The following is a 19,301-nucleotide window of genomic DNA, read 5'->3' as shown; positions in this document are numbered from 1 at the left end:
GTCGAAGATCAGGCGCGCAGGCGCGGACGCTCGGTGCGGGTCTCGCGCGCAGCCCTTGTCTTGAAGCGACCGAGCAGCGACGCCAGCTGGCCGCTGATGCCGACAAGGCTTCGGGTCGAGGCGTTGGTCTCTTCCATCAGCGCGGCGTTCTGCTGAGTGATCTGGTCCATGCTGCGGATTGCGGAATTGATCTCCTCGATACCGGAAGCCTGTTCCTGGGCCGAGCGGGCGATCGAACTGATATGGTCGTCGATCGATTTCACGCGATCGCCGATGCCGACCAGCGCCTGTCCCGTCTTGTTGACGAGTTCGACACCGCGGTGGACGTCCGTCGAAGACTGGTCGATCAGTTCCTTGATCTCCTTGGCGGCTGCGGCTGACCGCTGCGCCAGCTCGCGGACCTCCTGCGCGACGACGGCAAAACCCTTGCCCTGTTCGCCCGCGCGGGCGGCTTCCACGCCTGCATTGAGCGCCAGAAGATTGGTCTGGAAGGCGATCTCGTCGATTGCCCCGATGATCTGGGTCATCTTCTGCGAGGACTGCTCGATATCGCCCATCGCCGCAATCGCTTCTTCGACCACCTTGCCGGAGCGGACCGTCTCCGAGGCGGATTCACGCGCAATCACCTGCACTTCGCGGGTCCGTTGCGCGGCCTGGCCGGAAATCGTGGTAATCTCTTCCAATGCCGCCGCTGTCTGTTCGAGCGCCGAAGCCTGCTGCTCCGTGCGCCGGGCCATGTTTTCGGCAGCCGACGAAATACCGCCGGCTTCGGCGCGTACCTGTTCTACCGAGGTGCTGATCTCGCGCATGGCCGCGTCGAGTTCAGAAATCGACGAGTTGTAGTTCTGCTGCAGCTTGGCGAAATTCGGCGCAAGTTCCTGCCAGAGTTCGGATGTCAGGTCGCCACCGGCAAGGCTCGTCAGCGCCGCTTCGAGCGCCGCAAGGGCTGCGTCCTGCTCGACTTTGGCCTTTTCCTGCCCGGCTTCGGCCCGCTTGCGCTCGTCGCTCAGAGCCTGAAGATAGACCGAGATGGCATAGTCCATGTCCAGCAGGGCAGCCTTGACGACGGAGGCAAGATGTTCGGAAAGCACCTTCGCCTTCTTCTCCTGGAAGAACCCGGTCATCTCCCGGCTTACGACGGCACGGATGATACCGTCGAGAATCAGCGCATAACCGCCGATATACCAGCGCGGCTCGAGACCGAGGCGGGCATGGGTGCGGCCGATGGCGGAAACCGCCTCGACATACGCGGCATCGTATTTGCCGGAGGCGATACCATCCCAATGCGAGGCCTGGCGGCTCTTGGCCTGGGCGATATGGCCATCGCTGGAGAAAAACTTGGCCGTCTGCGGATTGGCTTTGACCTTGCTATAGAAGGCATCCAGCGCGCCGCCGATTGCATCCTTGATGGTCGGCCTAATGTCGGACAGAGACCGGCGCTGCTCATGGCCAAGGCCGATGAATTCAAGGCGCTCGGCGAGATCGGCTTGGTGGTTCTGGTCTTTCATGGGGGTCTCCGGAGTTAAAAAAATCAACACGGCCGGATGCGAAATGCGATGCGTGTATGGTCATTTCTAGGAGGGAAGTTTTAACGTTCTGTTAGCCATAGCCCCTAGGTTTTGAGTAATTATAAATTAGTGCCGCATTGAGAAAACATGTCTTATGGAAAGGTCTCGCAAGATATTTGCAGGCGGGGCTGCGGTCTGCACCTACCGAAACTTGCAACTGCTTGAGACGGACAAGCGCCAGCGAGCGGTCGGCTCGCCGCCTGGTCCCGAGGCAAGGCAGGCTAAGAGGCATTCGCCTTCCCAAGCAAGCGCTTGCCATCCAGGCTTCGAGCCCTTAGCTCCTGTTTCACGAAACCTTAAGATTCCCGATGGCGCAGAAGACCTCCCTTTCCCGGCTGAAGCTCACCGATTTCCGCAACTATGCGGAAGCGGCGCTGCCGCTCGACGGGCGCCATGTGGTGCTGACCGGCGAGAACGGCGCGGGCAAGACCAATCTCTTGGAAGCCGTCTCCTTCCTGTCACCAGGCCGCGGCCTGCGCCGCGCCGTGCTGTCCGATGTCACCCGCGTCGGGGCTGCGGGCGGGTTCACGATCTTTGCGGATGTCGACGGCATGGACGGCGAGGTCTCGATCGGCACCGGCATCGAGCCGGGCGAAGGCGAAAGCGTGACCCGCAAGCTCAGGATCAACGGCACGCCGGCCAAATCGACCGAGGAGCTTACCGACCACCTGAGCGTGCTATGGCTGACGCCGGCGATGGACGGGCTGTTCACCGGCGGATCCTCCGACCGGCGCCGTTTCCTCGATCGGCTCGTCCTGTCGCTCGATCCCGCCCATGGCCGCCGGGCGAGCGATTTCGAGCGCGCCATGAGGAGCCGCAACCGGCTGCTTTCGGAAGGCCGCTTCGACCCCTCCTGGCTGTCGGCCATCGAGGCGCAGATGGCAGGCCTCGGTATCGCCATGGCCGCTGCCCGGCAGGAAATGCTCGGTCTGCTGCGGAGGCTGTCGGCGAATTCCGGCGAGACGCCGTTCCCCACGCCGGTCCTGACGCTCGAAGGCTTCATGGACGGTGCGATGGATCGCCCGGCCGCCGATCTCGAGGAAGATTATCTCGACATGCTGCGCAATGGCCGCGGCCGCGATGCCGCAGCGGGCCGCACACTGGACGGGCCGCACCGTTCCGACCTTCTGGTTCGCCATCGCGAAAAAGACATGGAGGCCGAGCGCTGCTCGACCGGCGAACAGAAGGCCCTGCTGATCGGCCTTGTGCTCGCCCATGCAAGGCTCACCGCCGACATGACCGGCTACGCGCCGATCCTGCTGCTCGACGAGATCGCCGCCCATCTCGACGAAGGCCGGCGGGCCGCCCTGTTCGACCTCGTTCACGGTCTCGGAGGCCAGTCCTTCATGACCGGCACCGACCGGGGAATGTTTTCCGCGCTTGCCGACCGGGCGCAGTTCTTTACCGTCGCACATGGTGGCATTGGCGATTGAAATCCATCTTACGCGGCTTGGCTGCCGGTGATATGGTCGCGGCATGGAAAGCCTGACCCCGGAAAAACTGAGCCAAGACGAGATCGAGCGGTATCGCCGTCATATCCTGCTGCCGGAAATCGGCGGCTCGGGGCAGCAGAAGATGAAAAATGCCCGCGTGCTGGTCATCGGCGCCGGCGGGCTCGGCGCGCCGATCCTCGAATACCTGGCGGCCGCCGGCATCGGCACGATCGGGATCATCGACGACGACCTGGTTTCCCTTTCCAACCTGCAGCGGCAGGTCATCCACGATACCGGCACGATCGGCGAGTTGAAGACGAGGAGCGCCCGCGAGGCGATCGCCCGTCTCAACCCGCATGTCCGCGTGGTCGATTTCGAGGAGCGCTTTTCGGCCGAATGGGCAGCGCGAAAGCTTGCCCTGTTCGACCTGCTGATCGACGGTTCCGACAATTTCGATACGCGCTATGCGGCCGCCGATGCCGCGGAACTCACGCGGATACCGCTGGTGACCGGCGCGGTCGGCCGCTTCGACGGGTCGGTGACGGTGATGAAACCCTATGAGGCAGGGCCTGACGGCGCCCTCAATCCCGGCTACCGCGATCTCTTTCCGGAAAAACCGCCGGCGGGATTGATCCCCTCCTGCGCCGAGACCGGCGTCGTGGGTGCATTGACGGGGGTGATCGGCACGCTGATGGCGATGGAGGCGATCAAGCTCGTGACTGGCATCGGCGAACCGCTGGTCGGGCGGTTGATGCTCTACGATTCGCTGTCGGCCCGTTTCGATACGATCAAATACAAGCGCCGCACGGCCAAGGCTGCCGCCGAGTGAGCGAGCCGGCGGCGATCGAGATTACCCGGATCGGCGAGGGTTTCGGGCGCTGGGACGAACTCCTGGCCCTCATCCTTTCGTCCTTCGCCTATATGGACGACGTCATCGATCCGCCCTCTTCCGCACATCGGCTGACCCTCGCTTCGCTTGCCCAGAAGGCTCGCGAGGAGATCGCATTTGCGGCGATCGAAGGCGGCAGGCTCATCGGCTGCATCTTCTGCAAGCCGGAGCAGGGCTTCCTTTATATCGGCAAGCTCGCCATCGCCCCGACCAGCCAGGGCAAGGGCATCGGCCGCAGGCTGCTTTCGCTTGCGGAGGAGATTGCTCGGGAAAAGGGCTTGCCGGCGCTGCGGCTCGAAACCCGCATCGAACTCACCGGCAATCACGCGACCTTCGCAAGATGGGGCTTCGCCAAGACGGCGGAAAACGCGCATCCGGGATTCACCCGCACCACCTCGATCGAGATGCAAAAACGTCTCGACTGATCAGTTGCGGCCGGGCAGCACCCGATTCGGCGGGCGATGGCCATCGAAGAAGGTACGGATATTGATGATCACCTTATCGCCCATGTCGATCCGGCCTTCGATCGTGGCCGAGCCCATGTGCGGCAACAGCACGACGCGGCCCTGATGGGCGAGCTTGACGAGTTTCGGGTTCACCGCCGGCTCGTTCTGGTAGACGTCCAGTCCGGCGCCGGCGATCTTGTTGTCACGCAGAAGCTGGATCATCGCGGCCTCGTCGATGATGTCGCCGCGGGCCGTGTTGACGATGATCGAGCCCGGCTGCATCAGCGCCAGGCGCCGCGCCGACAGAAGATGGAAGGTCGCCGGCGTCGAGGGACAATTGACCGAGACGATATCGACGCGGGCAAGCATCTGGTCGAGGCTATCCCAGTAGGTCGCCTCGAGCTCCTCTTCGGTGGCCGGACTGACGCGCTTGCGGTTGTGATAATGGATCGACAGGCCGAAGGCCTTGGCGCGGCGGGCAACGGCGGTGCCGATGCGGCCCATGCCGACAATGCCGATGCGCTTGCCCCAGATCCGCCGGCCGAGCATCCAGGTCGGGCTCCAGCCGCTCCACTCGCCCGGCTTGTCGGTCAGGATGCGTGAACCTTCCGCCAGCCGCCGGTTGACGGCAAGGATCAGCGCCACGGTCATGTCGGCCGTGTCCTCGGTCAGCACGTTCGGCGTGTTGGTGACGGTGATACCCTTTCGGGCTGCGGCATCGACGTCGATATGGTCGAAGCCGTTGGAGAAGCTGGCGATCAACTTGAGTTGCGGCCCGGCTTCCTCGATCAGCGCCTCGTCGATACGGTCGGTCACGGTCGGCACCAGCACATCGGCCGACTTCATCGCGGCGGCCAACTCGTCGCGCGAACGGGGCGTGTCGTCGATATTGAGTTCGGCCTCGAACAGCTCGCGCATGCGGGTTTCCACCGCATCCGGCAGCTTACGGGTGATATAGACCTTGGGTTTCTTCTTCGCCGTCATGAAACTCTCTGCCTGAGACCTTGAGGCACGAAACCGGGACACGCTCAGGTTTCGTGCTTCAAGCTTTTGTTCGACGCCTGTCGTTATCCCGAAACCGGTACCCGCTTTCGGGTGACCTGCTTTAGGAGGTCCTTAACCAAGTCGCGCGATATTCAGTTCATCCAGGGCGTTTTCTACCAGACCCGTCAGCGAAGACAAACAAAACCTCGCGAGGTTCCCGAAAGCCCGAGATCGCTCAGCCGGAACCAAACACATGCGTCGCGCCATTCTTTCCTCCTTCATCGCTCTTTCCTTCGGGCTTGTCGCCTCCCTGTCCGCACCCGCCCCGAGCTATGCTCAGGGCGCCGCCAAGGGTCCGAGCGGCCTGCCGCTGCCGCGTTTCGTCAGCCTCAAGTCGAGGAAGGTCAATATCCGCATCGGCCCGAGCACCGACTATGCGGTGTCCTGGATGTATATGAAGTCCGGCACGCCGATGGAAATCATCCAGGAATACGAAAACTGGCGGCGGGTTCGCGACGCCGAGGGCACCGAGGGCTGGGTCAACCAGGCCCTGCTCTCGGGTGACCGGACGGCAGTGGCCGCCCCGTGGATGCGCGGCAAGGGCAAGGATATCTACGTCAACATGCGCCGCGACCCGCAGGCGACGGCCGCCATCCTGGCCAAGCTGGAGCCGGGCGTCGTGCTGCAGATCAAGGAATGCAACGGCGACTGGTGCCGCGCCGAAACCAATGGCGCCGAGGGCTGGATCGCCCAGGCCGAAATCTGGGGCGCCTATCCCGGCGAGGCCTTCAAATAAGCTCTTCCCTGCGAGGCCTCAAAGGAGGCCCTGCTTCTTCGCAGCTTCGGTGAGCGACGCCATCGGGCGCGGGCCGATCTGCTGAATGCAGATCGCAGCCGCCAGGCAGCCGAGCTTGCCGCAATCCTCGAGAGAGCGGTCATTCGTGTAGCCGAACAGGAAACCGGCGGCGAACAGATCGCCGGCACCGGTCGTATCGACCAGCTCCTTGATCGGATAGGCCGCGACCTTCACCCGTTCGTCGCCCCGCACGATGATCGCGCCTTCTTCGCTGAGCGTCACAGCCGCCAGCTTGCAATCTTCAGAAATCCTCTTCAGCGCCAGTTCGAAATCCTCGGTCTCGTAAAGCGATAGCGCTTCCTGTTTGTTGGCGAAGACGATGTCGACCGTGCCGGAGCGCATCAGGTCGAGGAATTCGGCGCGGTAACGGCCAACGCAGAAGGGGTCGGACAGCGTCATCGACACTTCGCGGCCATGCTCATGGGCGATGCGTGCCGATTCGCGGATCGCTTCCTTGGCGCGCGGCGGATCCCAGAGGTAACCTTCGAAATAGGTGACCTTGGCCTCGGCAACGACGTCCTCTTCGACATGCTCCGGGCCGAGATCGACGCAGGCGCCGAGATAGGTGTTCATCGAACGCTCGCCATCCGGCGTCACGAAGATCATCGAACGGGCGGTCGGCGGATGGACGCCTTCCGGCCTAGTCTGGTAGTGGACACCCTGTGCGCGGATGTCGTGCTGGAAGATGTTGCCGAGCTGGTCTTCCGCGACCTTGCCGAAATAGGCGGCCTTGCCGCCGAAACCGGCAATGCCGGCCGCCGTGTTGCCGGCCGAACCGCCGGATGCTTCGACCGCCGGGCCCATTTTCGAATAGAGAAGTTCGGCACGCTCGGCATCGATCAGATTCATCGCACCCTTGGTGATCGCATTGTCGGTGAGGAAATTGTCGTCGCAGCGGGCGAGAATATCTACGATGGCATTGCCGATGGTGAGCACGTCGAACTTGGGCATCCGGTCTTGATCCTCTTGGGAAACAGCTTGTCGCGAAAACCGGTATTCGGGTTTTCAGCTGATTGGAAGGAAAAATAACCGCTATGCCGGCAATCCGGGCCGTTTTACTCCGTCACTCTGTTGTCACGATCACAGGTTATAGACTTGGACATCCGGTTGTGTTGCCGACCACGGATGAACTGGCGGCCGACCACCGGATGTCCTGGACGAGACCAGGAGGGAAAGCGGGGAATTGCCCCGCTTTTTTGTTGCGCGCCTGCCGCCACGCCTCCCCTTCAAACAACCTCCCTGCATTAAACGCATTTGTCGCGGGCGGCGACATGCGTTAGACGCATGAAAACATCTCCACAGAAAGCCTCCCCCTTGTCCTCCGTCTTCCTGAATGTCGTGCCCCTCTTCATCCTGATCCTGATCGGCTGGATGGCAGCGAAGACCGGGATATTGAAGGAAGAGACCGGCGACGCGCTCGGCGAATTCGTGTTCAAGATCGCCGTGCCGATGCTGATCTTCCGGACACTGGCGGATGCGCATTTCGAAGGCGCCTCGCCGTTCCGGCTGTGGACCGCCTATTTCCTCGGGGTCGCCATGACCTGGGGGATCGGCCACATCCTCACCACCCGCGTCTTCGGCCGGGACGCGAAGATCGGCGTGATCGCCGGCATGTCCGGCTCGTTTGCCAACAACGTCTTCATCGGCCTGCCGCTGGTGGCGCATGTGGTCGGCAAGGATGGACTGGTGGCGATCTCCATCCTGCTTGCGATCCACCTGCCGCTGATGATGGTCGCTGGCACGATCCTGATGGAGGGCGCGGCCGCCAAGGTCGACGGCGGCGAAAAGCGCGGCATCGCAGCGGTCCTCAGGCAGGTGGGTTCCAACCTTGCCCGCAATCCCCTGGTGATCGCGCTGATCGTCGGCGTCGCCTTCAACTTTCTCGGCCTGCATCTCCCGTCGGCGATCGCCATCGTCGTCGACCAGATTTCCGCCGCGGCGAGCCCGGTCGCCCTGATATCGATCGGCATGGCGCTGACCAGATATCCGATCCGGGGTGATATCGGCCTTTCGGGGGCCGCAGCGGCGCTGAAGCTTCTGGTGCTGCCGGCGCTCGTCTTCCTGATGAGCACTCTGTTTGCCCTGCCGAAGGACTGGACCGCGGCGCTGGTGCTGACCGCCTCGGTGCCGACCGGCATCAATGCCTGGCTCATCGCCCAGCGCTTCCGCTCCGGCCACAGCCTTGCAGCCTCGGTGATCAGCATGACCACCGCATTCGGCGTCTTCACCGTCGGCTTCTGGGCATGGCTGCTAGGCTGAGCTCACCGCAGCTCGATCACGAACGCCCAAAACGGAAATGCCCGACAGACGCCGGGCATTTCATTTGGAAGTTCCTGGAACTGGCGATCAGTTGGTGGCGGGCGCCGGAGCGGCTGCATTCGGGTCCGGAAGCGGAACCGGCGAATCAGCCAGCGTGCGCAGGTAAGCAATCAGGTTGGCGCGCTCGGCATCGGCCTTGAGACCGGCAAAGCCCATCGCCGTACCCTTCACGAAAGCCTTGGGGGCGGTCAGGAAGTGGTTGAGGTTGTCGAAGGTCCAGTGCTCGGCACCGCCCTTGGAGAACTCCTTCATGCCGGCCGAATAGGAGAAGCCTTCATGTCCGGCGACCGGGCGGTCGACGATGCCCCAGAGGTCCGGGCCGACCTTGTTCGGTCCGCCCTTCTCTCCGGAATGACAGCTCTGACACTTCTTGAATGCTGCTTCGCCAGCCTTGGCGTCGGCCTTCACCAGCAGCTGCGCGATCGGAACGGCGGCGGCGGCGGGGGCGGCGGCTTCACCGGCAGCGGGCTCTTCGGCGGCAACGATGGCAAAACCTGCCTTCTCGGGTACCTCCGAGTGGAAAATGCCTTCCGAGGCAATGGACACCGACATCATGACGAAAACAGTAGCAAGCAGGGCGCCTGCCGCCATGTTGACATAGGGGTTCATCGGCAAATGCTCCTTCGCAACCGCCTCATGAGGAAGCGGACCATCTTGAAATCGCGCGGAACCTATGTCTTTTGCATGGTTGTTGCAACACGATTATCGTCCCGCGCGTGAGACTTTTTGACACTGTTTACGCGGGAATAGAAGGGTCTTTCCATGAAGAATTCGGCTTTTGACCGGACGCTGGTGTTGATCCCGGCGCGAATGGCCTCGACACGCCTGCCCGGGAAACCTCTGGCTGATATTGCGGGCCTGCCGATGATCGTGCAGGTAGCAAAACGAGCCGAGGAAGCACAGGTCGGGCGAATCATCGTCGCCGTCGACCACCAGGACGTCTACGACGCCGTGGCCGCCGGAGGCTTCGACGTGGTGATGACCCGGCAGGACCATCAATCCGGCTCGGACCGCATTTTCGAAGCCGTGCAGAAGGCCGATCCGGACGCAAAAATGGATTTTGTCATCAACGTTCAGGGCGACCTGCCGACGATCGAGCCGGAAGCGGTGCGTGCTTCGCTCAAGCCGCTCGACAATCCCTCGACGGATATCGCGACACTGACCGTCGAGATCACCGACGAACATGAGAAGACCAATCCGAATGTCGTGAAGATCGTCGGTTCGCCGCTGTCTTCTACGCGGCTGAAGGCACTTTATTTTACCCGTGCCACCGCGCCCTACGGCAACGGCCCGCTCTATCATCATATCGGTCTCTATGCCTATCGCCGCGCGGCGCTCGAAAAGTTCGTGTCGCTCGGGCCGTCCGTGCTCGAAAGGCGCGAATCGCTCGAACAGCTCCGGGCGCTCGAAGCCGGCATGCGCATCGATGCCGAGATCGTTGACTCGGTTCCCTTAGGCGTCGATACTCCCGCCGACCTTGAAAAGGCCCGCGCGATCCTGTCTGGCCGCCTGGCCTCCTCGTAACGGATAACCCCATGAACGCACTCACCAATCGCATCGCCTTCCAGGGCGATTTCGGCGCCAATTCCGACATGGCCTGCCGCGACATGTTCCCGACCATGGAACCGCTGCCCTGCCCAACATTCGAGGACGCGTTCCAGGCGCTCGAAAACGGCGATGCGGACCTGGCGATGATCCCGATCGAGAACACCATCGCCGGCCGCGTCGCCGACATCCATCATCTCCTGCCGGAATCGCGGCTGCATATCATCGGCGAATATTTCATGCCCATCCGCTTCCAGCTGATGGTGCTGCCCGGGGTGAGCCACGAGGAAATCCGCACCGTCCACAGCCATATCCATGCGCTCGGCCAGTGCCGAAAGATCATCCGCTCGAACGGCTGGAAGGCGGTCGTCGCCGGCGACACAGCCGGTTCCGCCAAGATGGTGGCCGAAAAGGGCGACCGGACGATGGCCGCACTCGCGCCGCGGCTTGCGGCCGATCTCTATGGCCTTGAAATCCTGACGGAAAATGTCGAGGATCGGGACGACAATGTCACCCGCTTCGTGGTGCTCTCCCGCGACGAAAAATGGGTGCAGCGGAACGATCCGGACGACGTGATCGTCACGACCTTCGTCTTCAACGTCCGCAACATTCCGGCCGCACTCTACAAGGCGATGGGCGGCTTTGCGACCAACGGCATCAACATGACCAAGCTCGAAAGCTACCAGCTGGGCGGCAAGTTCGTGGCGACGCAGTTCTACGCGGATATCGAGGGCCATCCGGACGACGCGCCAGTGCGGCGAGCGCTGGAGGAGCTGCGGTTCTTCTCGGAGAAGGTCAGGGTTCTGGGCACGTACAAGGGCCACCCGATGCGCGGGGCGCTGCAGAAGAATTGACTTGAGGGGGAGACGCCCGGCAGGGCAGAGGGGGTGTGACACCCGCCGCTGCCGACCGCCTTTCGCGCTTACGCGGCGTTCATCGCATAGACCCGCAGCCGGTGCCCGTCCGGATCGGTGACGACGAACGTATAGCCGAAATCCATCTCCACCGGCGTCTGCAGCACGCGCAGGCCGCGGCTCGTCCAGTCGGCATAGACCTCGTCCACGCTGGCAGCCTTATCAAGCTTGAAGCAGATCTCCGAGGCGCCGGTGCCGGCCGTTACCGAGGGCTCGGCGGTGTGGCGCGACCAGAGGCCGAACTTCATGCCGGTGTTCAGCACGAAGAGCGCAAAGGTCGGGGATCTTTCCACGGGTTCGGTACCGAACAGGGACTGGTAGAAATCGGCGCTGGCGAGCGGATTGTCGACGAAGAGGATGGTGAAATCGGGGTGGACCATGTCAGTTCTCCTTTGGTTGGGACTAACTGGAGATTATCGCACCCTACTGACAAATAATGGCAGCAGTCTTCACGGCCGGGCGGGAATTCCTTCCTTCTCCCGCCATTCCTTGAGAAGCACCTGCCTGCGGCGTGGATAACGCTTTTCCGTCGAGACCGCGGATGCAATACGGTCCGTGCGGAAATGCCGGAAATCCTGCCGGAGTTCGCACCAGGCGATCATGACCCGGACGCTGTCGAAGAAGCCCAGCGCGAACGGCCAGACTTTTCGATGGGTCAGCGCCCCTTTTTCGTCTTCATAGGCGAGGTCGAGGATATATTCGGCGCGGATCGCCCGCCGGATCAGGGCGAGATCGGCTCCGCTCTCGTTTCGCCGCGGCGTGCCGACAAGCAGCGTCGAATTGTCGAGGTCCTCTTTCAGGTCCGGCGGCAGGACGGCGGCGATCTTGGCGAGCGCATCGATGGCGCCGGCGGCGAGCCGCGGATCGGCGGTCTTCGCCACCCAGCGGGAGCCGAGCACCAGCGCTTCGATCTCTTCTTGCGAAAACATCATCGGCGGCAGCATGAAGCCGGGTCGCAGGACGTAACCGAGACCCGCCTCGCCTTCGATGAAGGCACCTTGCGCCTGGAGGCTGGCGATATCGCGGTAGAGCGTGCGCAGGCTGACGCCGGTCTCGGCGGCAAGTCTCGCGCCGCTGACGGGCTGGCGGTAGCGCCGGAGCGCCTGAAGAAGCGCCAGCAGGCGCTCCGACCGCGCGACGGTCATGGTTTTACCGGCTCCATTCGATCCAGTCGCGGAGCAGGCGATGGGCGATCGCCCCTTTGACCGGCGCGAAAAGCGGAGCGTCCGGCCCGGCATCCAGCATGGCGGCGGCCTCGGCGCGCTCGAACCAGCGGACATCGGCCATTTCCTGCGGGTCGATCCTGATCTCGGTGGACTTCGCCTCCGCGTAACAGCCGATCATCAGCGAATGCGGCATCGGCCAGGGCTGCGAGGCGTGGTAACGCACCCGGCCCGTCTCGATGCCGGATTCCTCGAAAGTCTCGCGGCGCACCGCATCCTCGATCGTCTCGCCCGGCTCCACGAAACCGGCAAGGCAGGAATACATGCCCTCCTGGAAATGGTGGCTGCGGCCGAGCAGGCAGCGGTCGCGCTCGGTGTCGATGGTGAGCATGATCACCACCGGATCGGTGCGCGGGAAGCTCATGTGCTGGCACTGGGTGCAGACGCGCTTGTAACCGCCGATCCTGGTTTCGGTCGGCGATCCGCATTTGCCGCAGAACTTGTTGGACGCGTTCCAATTCAGAAGCGCAACCGCCTGGGCGATCTCGCCCTGCAGCTCGCCTTCGATCAGCTGGTCGCGGAAAAGCGCGCGGGCCTCGGTCGGCTTGTAGTGGCCTGCCAGCTCTTCTGCGGCGATCAGCACCGGCACCGCAATGCGCGGCTCGCCGGTCTCGTGGTAACCGAGCAGCACGGCGTTGTCGAAATCCGGCTTCAGTTCGGCAAGCTCGTAGGGAGAAAACAGCGGGTCGAGAATCTGGCTGTCGTGCTTGAGGATAACCCGGCTGCCGGTGAAGGCGAGGATATGGGCGCCTTCGACGGCGAGCGCCTTCTCGACGCAATCGTCTTCTCGGTATTCGGCACGGCGATCCAGCTTGTTGCCGGAAAACGCCGTCAGCGTGCTCGGTTCGGGATGGGGTGCGTCGGTGTCGAATAGGGTCGCGGTCATGAAAGCGCTTCAACCAGTTTGTTGAGGAAATCTTGTTTCTGTGATTCGCCGTATGGCGCCGCCTGGCCGAAACCCCAGACCGGGCCGGGCCAGTTCGGATCGCCTTCGAACCTTGCAATGACATGGACATGCAGCTGGCGGACGATATTGCCGAGCGCGCCGACATTGATCTTGGTGGCGCCGGTCACCGTCTTCAGGGCCGCAGCCACCTTGTTGACCTCGGCGGAGAGCATGGCCTGTTCTTCCGGCGAAAGGTCGAAGATCTCGGTCATGTCGGCGCGTTGCGGCACCATGACCAGCCAGGGCCAGCGGCTGTCGTTCTGGATGCGGAGCTGGCAGAGGCCGAGCACCCTCACAAGATCGGAATCGCGGGCAATCCTGCCATCCAGTTCGAATTCGCTCAAACTTTCCTCCCTTGTTTTTCTGTTCGATAGCAGTTTTTTACAGGGTTGGCTTGCATTTGGAAGCGTTATTGACGATATGGACGGTGGGAGGTTGGTGGTGGACGAGCCACTCGCCAACCGGGTCAGGTCCGGAAGGAAGCAGCCCTAACGAGCCAGGCACGGGTCGCCGTGCCAGCCTCCCACCCTTTTACGTGTACTACCATCTTGGTCAGCTTCCGGCCCGGTCAAGACCGTGCTCAGGATTGGCCCGCGCAGGCTGGCAGGACTGAATGAGCGATACCGGGCCTACATCTCCAAGCACTTCCGCCGCCAATCCCGCCACAGGCAGCGGATACCGGGTGCTCGCCCGCAAATACCGGCCCAAGGATTTCTCGGACCTGATGGTCGGCCAGGAGCCGATGGTCCGCACGCTCACCAACGCGTTCGAGACCGGCCGCATCGCCCAGGCCTATATGCTGACCGGCGTTCGCGGGGTGGGCAAGACAACCACCGCCCGCATCCTCGCCCGCGCGCTGAACTACAAGACGCCGGATATCGACAAGCCGACCATCGACCTCAGGATCCCCGGCGAACATTGCCAGGCGATCATGGAAGGCCGGCATGTCGACGTGATCGAGATGGACGCCGCTTCGCATACCGGCATCGACGACATAAGAGAGATCATCGAGCAGGTGCGCTACCGCCCGGTCTCGGCCCGCTACAAAGTCTATATCATCGACGAAGTTCACATGCTCTCGACGCAGGCCTTCAACGGCCTGCTGAAGACGCTCGAAGAGCCGCCGGAACATGTGAAATTCATCTTCGCGACGACGGAAATCCGCAAGGTTCCGATCACCGTACTGTCGCGCTGCCAGCGCTTCGACCTGCGCCGCATCAGCGCCGCCGATCTGGTCGGGCTGTTCACGACGATCCTCGAAAAGGAAGGCATTCCGGCCGAACAGGAGGCGCTTGCCATGGTCGCCCGTGCCGCCGAAGGTTCGGCGCGTGACGGCCTGTCGCTGCTCGACCAGGCGATTGCCCATGGCGGCGGCAGCGTGGTGGCCGAAACCGTGCGCGGCATGCTGGGGCTTGCAGACCGAGCCCGCATCGTCGACCTGTTCGAGCATATCGTGCGCGGCGACGTGACGGCGGCGCTTTCGGAATTCACGGCGCAATACGAAGCGGGCGCCAATCCGGTCGTTGTCCTGACCGACCTTGCCGATTTCACCCATCTGACCACCCGTTTCAAATATATCCCGGATGCCGCCAGCGATCCTTCGATCAGCGAAGTGGAGCGCGTGCGCGGCCGGGAATTTGCGGACGGCGTGGCGGTGAGCACCCTGTCGCGCATCTGGCAGATGCTGCTGAAGGGCATTCCGGAAGTCGAAAATTCCTCGCGCCCGGCGGGGGCGGCCGAAATGGTGCTGATCCGGCTGACGCATGCGGCCCATCTTCCCTCGCCGGAAGATGCCGCGCGCCGGCTTGCGGATTTTTCCAATGGCGACGGCCAGCGTGCGCCGGTTCCGAACGGCAATGGCGGCGGGCGGCCGGTTTCGCCGCCGCAATCGCCGGTCAATGCGCGCGGCACCGAGATGTCGGCCCCGCGTATTCCGGCGGGCGGTCCGACCGCCATGCTGCAGGCCGTGCCAAACACGATGCCGCGGGACATGCCCGTCGGCCGGACCGAAGAACAGCCCGCTGAAAAGCCGGTGCCGAAGGTTCCGGTCAATTCGATATCGGACATCGCCGATCTCTGCTCCAAGAACCGCGACCCGCGGCTGAAGGCGCTGCTGCGCAATTTCGTGCGGCTGGTGAAGCTCGAGCCGGGCCGGCTGGAGATCAATCTTTCCGGCGACGCACCGAAGACCATTGCCGGCGACCTGAAGGCGCGGCTTGAGGAATGGACCGGGATCACCTGGTGGGTGACGCTCAGCAACGAGGCCGGCGAGCCGACCCTGGTCGAATCGGAAAAGAGCGTGCGGGAAGCGCAGTTCACCGACGCCCGCGCCGATCCGGACGTGGCGGCGATCCTTGCCCAGTTCCCGGGCGCAAGGATCACCGACGTGCGTATCCGGGTGACGGAAGAGGATGAGAACGAGGCCGAGGACCTGCCGGCGGCGGCAACCGCGGAATCCGAAGAGGGCGACATCCTCCCCGGCGACGACATCGAACTATAAGAGAAGAGGACGAGACAGATGCGCGACATCATGGGCATGATGGGCAAGGTCAAGGAAATGCAGGCCAAGATGGAGCAGATGCAGGCGGAAATCGCCGCTCTCGACGTCGAAGGCACGTCCGGCGGCGGGCTGGTGACCGTGCGGCTCAACGGCAAGGGCGATATGCTCGGCCTCAAGATCGATCCGTCCTTGTTCAAGGAAGACGATGTCGAGATCCTCGAAGACCTAATCGTCGCCGCCCACAAGGCGGCCAAGGAACGTGCCGAGGCGATCGCCGCCGAAAAGACCAAGGAACTGACCGCCGGCCTGCCGATCCCGCCCGGCTTCAAGATGCCGTTCTGATCTTCGTCTGATGGGATAGGGAGGTTCCGATGACGGCATGCGCCATGACGAGTGCGGCGATCGCGACGCGCTAGTTCTCGAACACCGGCCTCCATCGGCGACCGATCGGGGCGCCGAGAAACCGAGCTCTTTCAGCATCCGACAGGTTTTTGCCGACGGCCGCCAGCATTTCCGCGATCGTCACGCGCTCGCCGGCATAGGGTTCGCGGCGGACGGGATCGCCGGGCGAGACCATGCCGGGCTTGATGACCCGGCAATAGATGCCGGGGCGGCCGCCGTTCTTGTAGGTCTTCACGAATGCCGGGTCGCCCATCCTCACCGCGAACGTGTTGCAGGGAGAGCGGGCGCAGCTCGCTTCGAGCACGACTTCGCCGATGTGAAACCGATCGCCGGCAGCGACATCGCGGTTGTCGAGGCCTTCGACGATCAGGTTCTCGCCGAAGGTGCCGGGTGCAAGTTCGCGGCCGAGTTCGGCCGCCCACCAGTCCAATGTCAGCGAGCCCTCGAGCAGGATCGCCTGATCCTCGCCGCCGTGATGTTTCGTATTGCAGACCGCATCCCCGACCAGGCCGAGGCTGTCGATCATGACGGCGGCATTGACGGCCGACTTGTAGATGCCGGTCTTGAAGCTCTTGCCCGGCAGCCTTTCCGAGTGGCCGAGGCAGATGGCGAGAAGTTTCATGAGCGGTCCTTCCGCGATTCCGTTTTTCAAGCATATGGGCTAAAGGGAGAACATGGCAAAGCGAGTCACCGGCCCCGAAATCGAAAAACTCATCCAGCTTCTGGCAAAGGTCCCAGGCCTCGGACCGCGCTCGGCGCGCCGGGCGGCGCTGCATCTGATCAAGAAGAAGGAACAGCTGCTGGGGCCGCTTTCGAGCGCCATGGGCGAGGCCTATGACAAGGTGAAGATCTGCCCGCGCTGCGGCAATGTCGATACCGTCGATCCCTGCACCGTCTGCACCGATATCCGCCGCGACCAGACGATGCTGATCGTCGTCGAAGACGTTTCCGACCTCTGGGCACTGGAGCGGGCGGGCGCCATGAACACGACCTATCACGTGCTCGGCGGCACGCTCTCGCCGCTCGACGGCGTCGGGCCGGATGATCTCAACATCCGCGGGCTGATCGACCGGGTGAACGAGGGCGTCATCCGCGAGATCATCATCGCGGTCAACGCGACCGTCGAGGGGCAGACCACGGCACACTATATTACCGACCAGCTTTCGGGGATCGACGTGAAGATCACGCGGCTGGCGCATGGCGTGCCGGTCGGCGGGGAGCTCGATTATCTCGACGAGGGCACGCTGACGGCGGCGCTTCGAGCGCGGACGGCGATTTAGAGGAAGCATCGAGTATGTGGAGACGTACCCCATCTGCCTCGCTGGTTGGAGCCTTGATGCGGATAACGTTGAGCAAGGATACCCCCCTCTGCCCTGCCGGGCATCTCCCCCTCAAGAGGGGAGATCGGCTGGAGGCACGCCCTTCACTCCCTGTTTCACGACCTGCACCAACCTCCATCAAGAGATGTGTTCTGCGCCTCTGCCCATCGCTTGCTGCGATTTGGGCAGGACACCCGCCCAATCCGATCTCCCCCCTTGAGGGGGAGATACCCGGCAGGACAGAGGGGGGTGTCTCCAGGCGAGCGCCCGCATTGGTTTTCGCCGTAGTCACAACCCTCCTCCCCCTTCCCGCGCTTGCCCAGAACCGTCCCGATGTCGAAAAGCAGTTCCAGCGATGGATCGCCGGCGATCTAGGCTCTGCGGCCAAAAAGGCGGGGATTTCGGAGAAGACGTTGAAGACCGCCTTTCAGGGCGTGACGCTGAACTGGGACCTGCCGGACCTGGTGCCGCCGGGTTCGGAGCCGTCGAAGCAGCAGGACCAGAGCCAGGCGGAGTTTTCCTCGCCCGGCGCCTATTTTTCCGAAAAGCGGCTGCAGGGGCTCGCTGAAACCGGCCGAGGGCTGGCCTCCACCTATTCGGCGACGCTGAAGAAGATCGAGGCGGCCTATGGCGTGCCGGGCGAGATCGTCGTCGCCATCTGGGGGCGCGAATCCGGGTTCGGCAAGGCGCGGATGCCGTATTCAGCCGTGCAGGTACTGGCGACCAAGGCCTTCATGTCGACCCGCAAGGACATGTTCCGCGAGGAACTGATCGCGGCCCTGAAGATGATCGAGCGGGGCGATGTCGATCCGGGCACGATGAAGGGATCCTGGGCCGGCGCGCTCGGACAGCCGCAGTTCATGCCATCGAGCTATCTGAAATATGCCGTCGACTTCGATGGCGACGGACGTCCCGACATCTGGAATTCGGTGCCGGACGCGCTCGCCTCGATCGCCCACTACCTGCAGAAGGAAGGCTGGCAGCGCGGCCGCGATTGGGGTTTCGAAGTGGCTATCCCGGCAAAGGTCTCCTGCGCGCAGGAAGGGCCGGATCTCGCCAAGCCGATCTCGGCCTGGGCGGCGACCGGCATCACCCGCATTTCCGGCAAGGCGTTTCCCGCAGCCGACCTCAAGGCGGACGGCATGATGCTGGTGCCGGCGGGGCGCAACGGGCCGGAATTCGTGGTGACGCCGAATTTCTACGTGATCAAAGAATACAACAATTCCGACCTCTACGCGCTGTTCATCGGCAACCTGGCCGACCGGATCGCCTCGGGCGCAGGACCTTTCCAGGCACCCTGGGGCGATGTCGGCAAGATGCTGCGCTCCGACGTGCTCGCCATGCAGAAGGCGCTGGTCGCCAAGGGATACGATGTCGGCAATGTCGACGGCCTGCCCGGCTACAAGACCCGCCGTTCGCTCGGGGACTGGCAGGCGAAGAACGGCATTGCCCCGACCTGTTTTCCCGATCCGTCGCTCAAGGGAAAAATCCGGTAGTCAGAGGCTGCGCTTCAGCCCCTCATGGCTCGCAGTGAAGCCAAGCTTCTCGTAAAAACGGATGGCATCCGACCGGCCCTTGTCGGACGTGAGCTGCACCAGTTGGCATCCGCGCTCTGAGGCCCTTTCCACCGCCCATTCGATGAACTGCGATCCCAGGCCGGTGCCGCGCTCGCTCGCGGCAACTCGCACGCTCTCGATCTGGCCGCGCCACATGCCGGTGCGCGACAGACCAGGAATGAAGGAAAGCTGTAGGCAGCCGACGATCTTGTCTTCTCGGTCTACGGCAACAGCCAGAAGCTGATTTTGGTCGGCCGCGATCGCCGCGAAGGCCTGTTCGTAGCGTGGATCGATCGGATCGGAAACGACTTCGCGGGACTGGCCCAGCATATCGTCCACTAGCAGGTCGATGATAGCGGGAAGGTCGGAGCGGCAGGCTTTTCGGAAGGAAAACATCGGAT

21 protein-coding genes and 1 other RNA gene are annotated in these 19,301 nt (G+C 63.1%); 12 read left to right on the top strand and 10 right to left on the bottom strand.

What is annotated here, in order from left to right:
* Nucleotides 1–8: 8 nt before the first annotated feature.
* A complete protein-coding gene (locus tag J2857_RS11385; RefSeq protein WP_210010309.1) occupies nt 9–1,508 on the bottom strand; it encodes a globin-coupled sensor protein in 1,500 nt (499 codons plus the stop codon).
* Between the two features lie 368 nt (nt 1,509–1,876).
* On the opposite strand from J2857_RS11385, the gene recF reads away from it, so the two are divergent.
* Genes recF through J2857_RS11370 form a run of 3 tightly spaced genes read left to right on the top strand, consistent with a single transcriptional unit; the run spans nt 1,877 to nt 4,315 of the window.
* Nucleotides 1,877–3,001: a DNA replication/repair protein RecF gene (recF, locus tag J2857_RS11380; protein WP_210010308.1), complete on the top strand. Its 1,125-nt coding sequence runs from the start codon at nt 1,877–1,879 to the stop codon at nt 2,999–3,001.
* A 43-nt stretch (nt 3,002–3,044) separates the two neighbouring features.
* Nucleotides 3,045–3,830, top strand: a complete 786-nt coding sequence (locus tag J2857_RS11375) for a molybdopterin-synthase adenylyltransferase MoeB (protein WP_210010307.1) — start codon at nt 3,045–3,047, stop codon at nt 3,828–3,830.
* Nucleotides 3,831–3,844: 14 nt separating this feature from the next.
* Nucleotides 3,845–4,315, top strand: a complete 471-nt coding sequence (locus tag J2857_RS11370) for a GNAT family N-acetyltransferase (RefSeq protein ID WP_210011646.1) — start codon at nt 3,845–3,847, stop codon at nt 4,313–4,315.
* Here the strand turns inward: J2857_RS11370 and J2857_RS11365 are convergent, their stop codons facing one another.
* Nucleotides 4,316–5,320 carry a 2-hydroxyacid dehydrogenase gene (locus tag J2857_RS11365; RefSeq protein WP_210010306.1) on the bottom strand — a complete coding sequence of 335 codons (1,005 nt, stop codon included), beginning with the start codon at nt 5,318–5,320 and terminating at the stop codon, nt 4,316–4,318.
* A gap of 253 nt (nt 5,321–5,573) precedes the next feature.
* On the opposite strand from J2857_RS11365, the gene J2857_RS11360 reads away from it, so the two are divergent.
* A complete protein-coding gene (locus J2857_RS11360; protein ID WP_037079998.1) occupies nt 5,574–6,116 on the top strand; it encodes an SH3 domain-containing protein in 543 nt (180 codons plus the stop codon).
* Nucleotides 6,117–6,134: 18 nt separating this feature from the next.
* On the opposite strand, the gene J2857_RS11355 is transcribed toward J2857_RS11360, so the two are convergent.
* Complete coding sequence (locus J2857_RS11355) at nt 6,135–7,127, bottom strand: adenosine kinase (RefSeq protein ID WP_210010305.1); 993 nt, start codon at nt 7,125–7,127, stop codon at nt 6,135–6,137.
* A 363-nt stretch (nt 7,128–7,490) separates the two neighbouring features.
* Here J2857_RS11355 and J2857_RS11350 point away from each other — a divergent pair, with 363 nt between their 5' ends.
* Nucleotides 7,491–8,435, top strand: coding sequence for an AEC family transporter (locus tag J2857_RS11350; protein ID WP_210011645.1), 945 nt, complete (start codon nt 7,491–7,493; stop codon nt 8,433–8,435).
* Between the two features lie 87 nt (nt 8,436–8,522).
* On the opposite strand, the gene J2857_RS11345 is transcribed toward J2857_RS11350, so the two are convergent.
* A complete protein-coding gene (locus J2857_RS11345) occupies nt 8,523–9,104 on the bottom strand; it encodes a c-type cytochrome (protein WP_210010304.1) in 582 nt (193 codons plus the stop codon).
* A 153-nt stretch (nt 9,105–9,257) separates the two neighbouring features.
* Between J2857_RS11345 and J2857_RS11340 the strand changes: the two genes are divergently transcribed.
* The gene (locus J2857_RS11340; protein WP_210010303.1) at nt 9,258–10,019 is read left to right on the top strand and encodes a 3-deoxy-manno-octulosonate cytidylyltransferase; all 762 of its coding nucleotides are present in this window, start codon (nt 9,258–9,260) and stop codon (nt 10,017–10,019) included.
* Nucleotides 10,020–10,030: 11 nt separating this feature from the next.
* Nucleotides 10,031–10,894 (top strand): prephenate dehydratase, encoded by an 864-nt coding sequence (locus tag J2857_RS11335; protein WP_210010302.1) that lies wholly within the window; start codon nt 10,031–10,033, stop codon nt 10,892–10,894.
* A 68-nt stretch (nt 10,895–10,962) separates the two neighbouring features.
* Here J2857_RS11335 and J2857_RS11330 read toward each other — a convergent pair whose 3' ends face one another.
* The 4 genes from J2857_RS11330 to J2857_RS11315 form a co-directional block, all read right to left on the bottom strand.
* A complete protein-coding gene (locus J2857_RS11330) occupies nt 10,963–11,334 on the bottom strand; it encodes a VOC family protein (protein ID WP_210010301.1) in 372 nt (123 codons plus the stop codon).
* A 69-nt stretch (nt 11,335–11,403) separates the two neighbouring features.
* Nucleotides 11,404–12,099, bottom strand: a complete 696-nt coding sequence (locus J2857_RS11325) for a helix-turn-helix transcriptional regulator (protein WP_210010300.1) — start codon at nt 12,097–12,099, stop codon at nt 11,404–11,406.
* 4 nt (nt 12,100–12,103) lie between these two features.
* The gene (nudC, locus tag J2857_RS11320) at nt 12,104–13,063 is read right to left on the bottom strand and encodes an NAD(+) diphosphatase (protein ID WP_210010299.1); all 960 of its coding nucleotides are present in this window, start codon (nt 13,061–13,063) and stop codon (nt 12,104–12,106) included.
* Nucleotides 13,060–13,467, bottom strand: coding sequence for an HIT domain-containing protein (locus J2857_RS11315; RefSeq protein WP_210010298.1), 408 nt, complete (start codon nt 13,465–13,467; stop codon nt 13,060–13,062). Before J2857_RS11315 ends, nudC begins: the two co-directional genes overlap by 4 nt.
* An 86-nt stretch (nt 13,468–13,553) precedes the next feature.
* On the opposite strand from J2857_RS11315, the gene ffs reads away from it, so the two are divergent.
* The 3 genes from ffs (at nt 13,554) to J2857_RS11300 (ending at nt 15,965) form a co-directional block, all read left to right on the top strand.
* An RNA gene (gene ffs, locus J2857_RS11310) (signal recognition particle sRNA small type) lies at nt 13,554–13,650 on the top strand.
* 86 nt (nt 13,651–13,736) lie between these two features.
* Entirely contained in the window at nt 13,737–15,623 is a 1,887-nt protein-coding gene (locus J2857_RS11305; protein WP_210010297.1) for a DNA polymerase III subunit gamma/tau, read from the top strand.
* Nucleotides 15,624–15,641: 18 nt separating this feature from the next.
* Nucleotides 15,642–15,965: a YbaB/EbfC family nucleoid-associated protein gene (locus tag J2857_RS11300; RefSeq protein WP_038547916.1), complete on the top strand. Its 324-nt coding sequence runs from the start codon at nt 15,642–15,644 to the stop codon at nt 15,963–15,965.
* Nucleotides 15,966–16,035: 70 nt separating this feature from the next.
* On the opposite strand, the gene J2857_RS11295 is transcribed toward J2857_RS11300, so the two are convergent.
* Nucleotides 16,036–16,647 (bottom strand): MOSC domain-containing protein, encoded by a 612-nt coding sequence (locus J2857_RS11295; RefSeq protein ID WP_210010296.1) that lies wholly within the window; start codon nt 16,645–16,647, stop codon nt 16,036–16,038.
* 52 nt (nt 16,648–16,699) lie between these two features.
* Here J2857_RS11295 and recR point away from each other — a divergent pair, with 52 nt between their 5' ends.
* On the top strand, nt 16,700–17,305 hold the full coding sequence (gene recR / locus J2857_RS11290; protein WP_210010295.1) for a recombination mediator RecR: 606 nt from the start codon (nt 16,700–16,702) through the stop codon (nt 17,303–17,305).
* A 311-nt stretch (nt 17,306–17,616) separates the two neighbouring features.
* A complete protein-coding gene (locus tag J2857_RS11285; protein ID WP_245363297.1) occupies nt 17,617–18,840 on the top strand; it encodes a lytic murein transglycosylase in 1,224 nt (407 codons plus the stop codon).
* Here J2857_RS11285 and J2857_RS11280 read toward each other — a convergent pair whose 3' ends face one another.
* Entirely contained in the window at nt 18,841–19,296 is a 456-nt protein-coding gene (locus J2857_RS11280) for a GNAT family N-acetyltransferase (RefSeq protein ID WP_210010293.1), read from the bottom strand.
* Nucleotides 19,297–19,301 lie beyond the last annotated feature (5 nt).

The organism is Neorhizobium galegae (assembly GCF_017877055.1).
Classification (GTDB): Bacteria; Pseudomonadota; Alphaproteobacteria; order Rhizobiales; family Rhizobiaceae; genus Neorhizobium; species Neorhizobium galegae_D.
This window is presented reverse-complemented; position numbering and strand designations above follow the sequence as displayed.

Excerpts from the sequence above, each read along its gene's own strand:
- J2857_RS11385 (WP_210010309.1), bottom strand. The coding sequence starts at position 1,508 with ATGAAAGACCAGAACCACCAAGCCGATCTCGCCGAGCGCCTTGAATTC.
- recF (WP_210010308.1), top strand. The coding sequence starts at position 1,877 with ATGGCGCAGAAGACCTCCCTTTCCCGGCTGAAGCTCACCGATTTCCGC.
- J2857_RS11375 (WP_210010307.1), top strand. The coding sequence starts at position 3,045 with ATGGAAAGCCTGACCCCGGAAAAACTGAGCCAAGACGAGATCGAGCGG.
- J2857_RS11365 (WP_210010306.1), bottom strand. The coding sequence starts at position 5,320 with ATGACGGCGAAGAAGAAACCCAAGGTCTATATCACCCGTAAGCTGCCG.
- J2857_RS11360 (WP_037079998.1), top strand. The coding sequence starts at position 5,574 with ATGCGTCGCGCCATTCTTTCCTCCTTCATCGCTCTTTCCTTCGGGCTT.
- J2857_RS11355 (WP_210010305.1), bottom strand. The coding sequence starts at position 7,127 with ATGCCCAAGTTCGACGTGCTCACCATCGGCAATGCCATCGTAGATATT.
- J2857_RS11345 (WP_210010304.1), bottom strand. The coding sequence starts at position 9,104 with ATGAACCCCTATGTCAACATGGCGGCAGGCGCCCTGCTTGCTACTGTT.
- J2857_RS11340 (WP_210010303.1), top strand. The coding sequence starts at position 9,258 with ATGAAGAATTCGGCTTTTGACCGGACGCTGGTGTTGATCCCGGCGCGA.
- J2857_RS11335 (WP_210010302.1), top strand. The coding sequence starts at position 10,031 with ATGAACGCACTCACCAATCGCATCGCCTTCCAGGGCGATTTCGGCGCC.
- J2857_RS11330 (WP_210010301.1), bottom strand. The coding sequence starts at position 11,334 with ATGGTCCACCCCGATTTCACCATCCTCTTCGTCGACAATCCGCTCGCC.
- J2857_RS11325 (WP_210010300.1), bottom strand. The coding sequence starts at position 12,099 with ATGACCGTCGCGCGGTCGGAGCGCCTGCTGGCGCTTCTTCAGGCGCTC.
- nudC (WP_210010299.1), bottom strand. The coding sequence starts at position 13,063 with ATGACCGCGACCCTATTCGACACCGACGCACCCCATCCCGAACCGAGC.
- J2857_RS11305 (WP_210010297.1), top strand. The coding sequence starts at position 13,737 with ATGAGCGATACCGGGCCTACATCTCCAAGCACTTCCGCCGCCAATCCC.
- J2857_RS11300 (WP_038547916.1), top strand. The coding sequence starts at position 15,642 with ATGCGCGACATCATGGGCATGATGGGCAAGGTCAAGGAAATGCAGGCC.
- J2857_RS11295 (WP_210010296.1), bottom strand. The coding sequence starts at position 16,647 with ATGAAACTTCTCGCCATCTGCCTCGGCCACTCGGAAAGGCTGCCGGGC.
- recR (WP_210010295.1), top strand. The coding sequence starts at position 16,700 with ATGGCAAAGCGAGTCACCGGCCCCGAAATCGAAAAACTCATCCAGCTT.
- J2857_RS11280 (WP_210010293.1), bottom strand. The coding sequence starts at position 19,296 with ATGTTTTCCTTCCGAAAAGCCTGCCGCTCCGACCTTCCCGCTATCATC.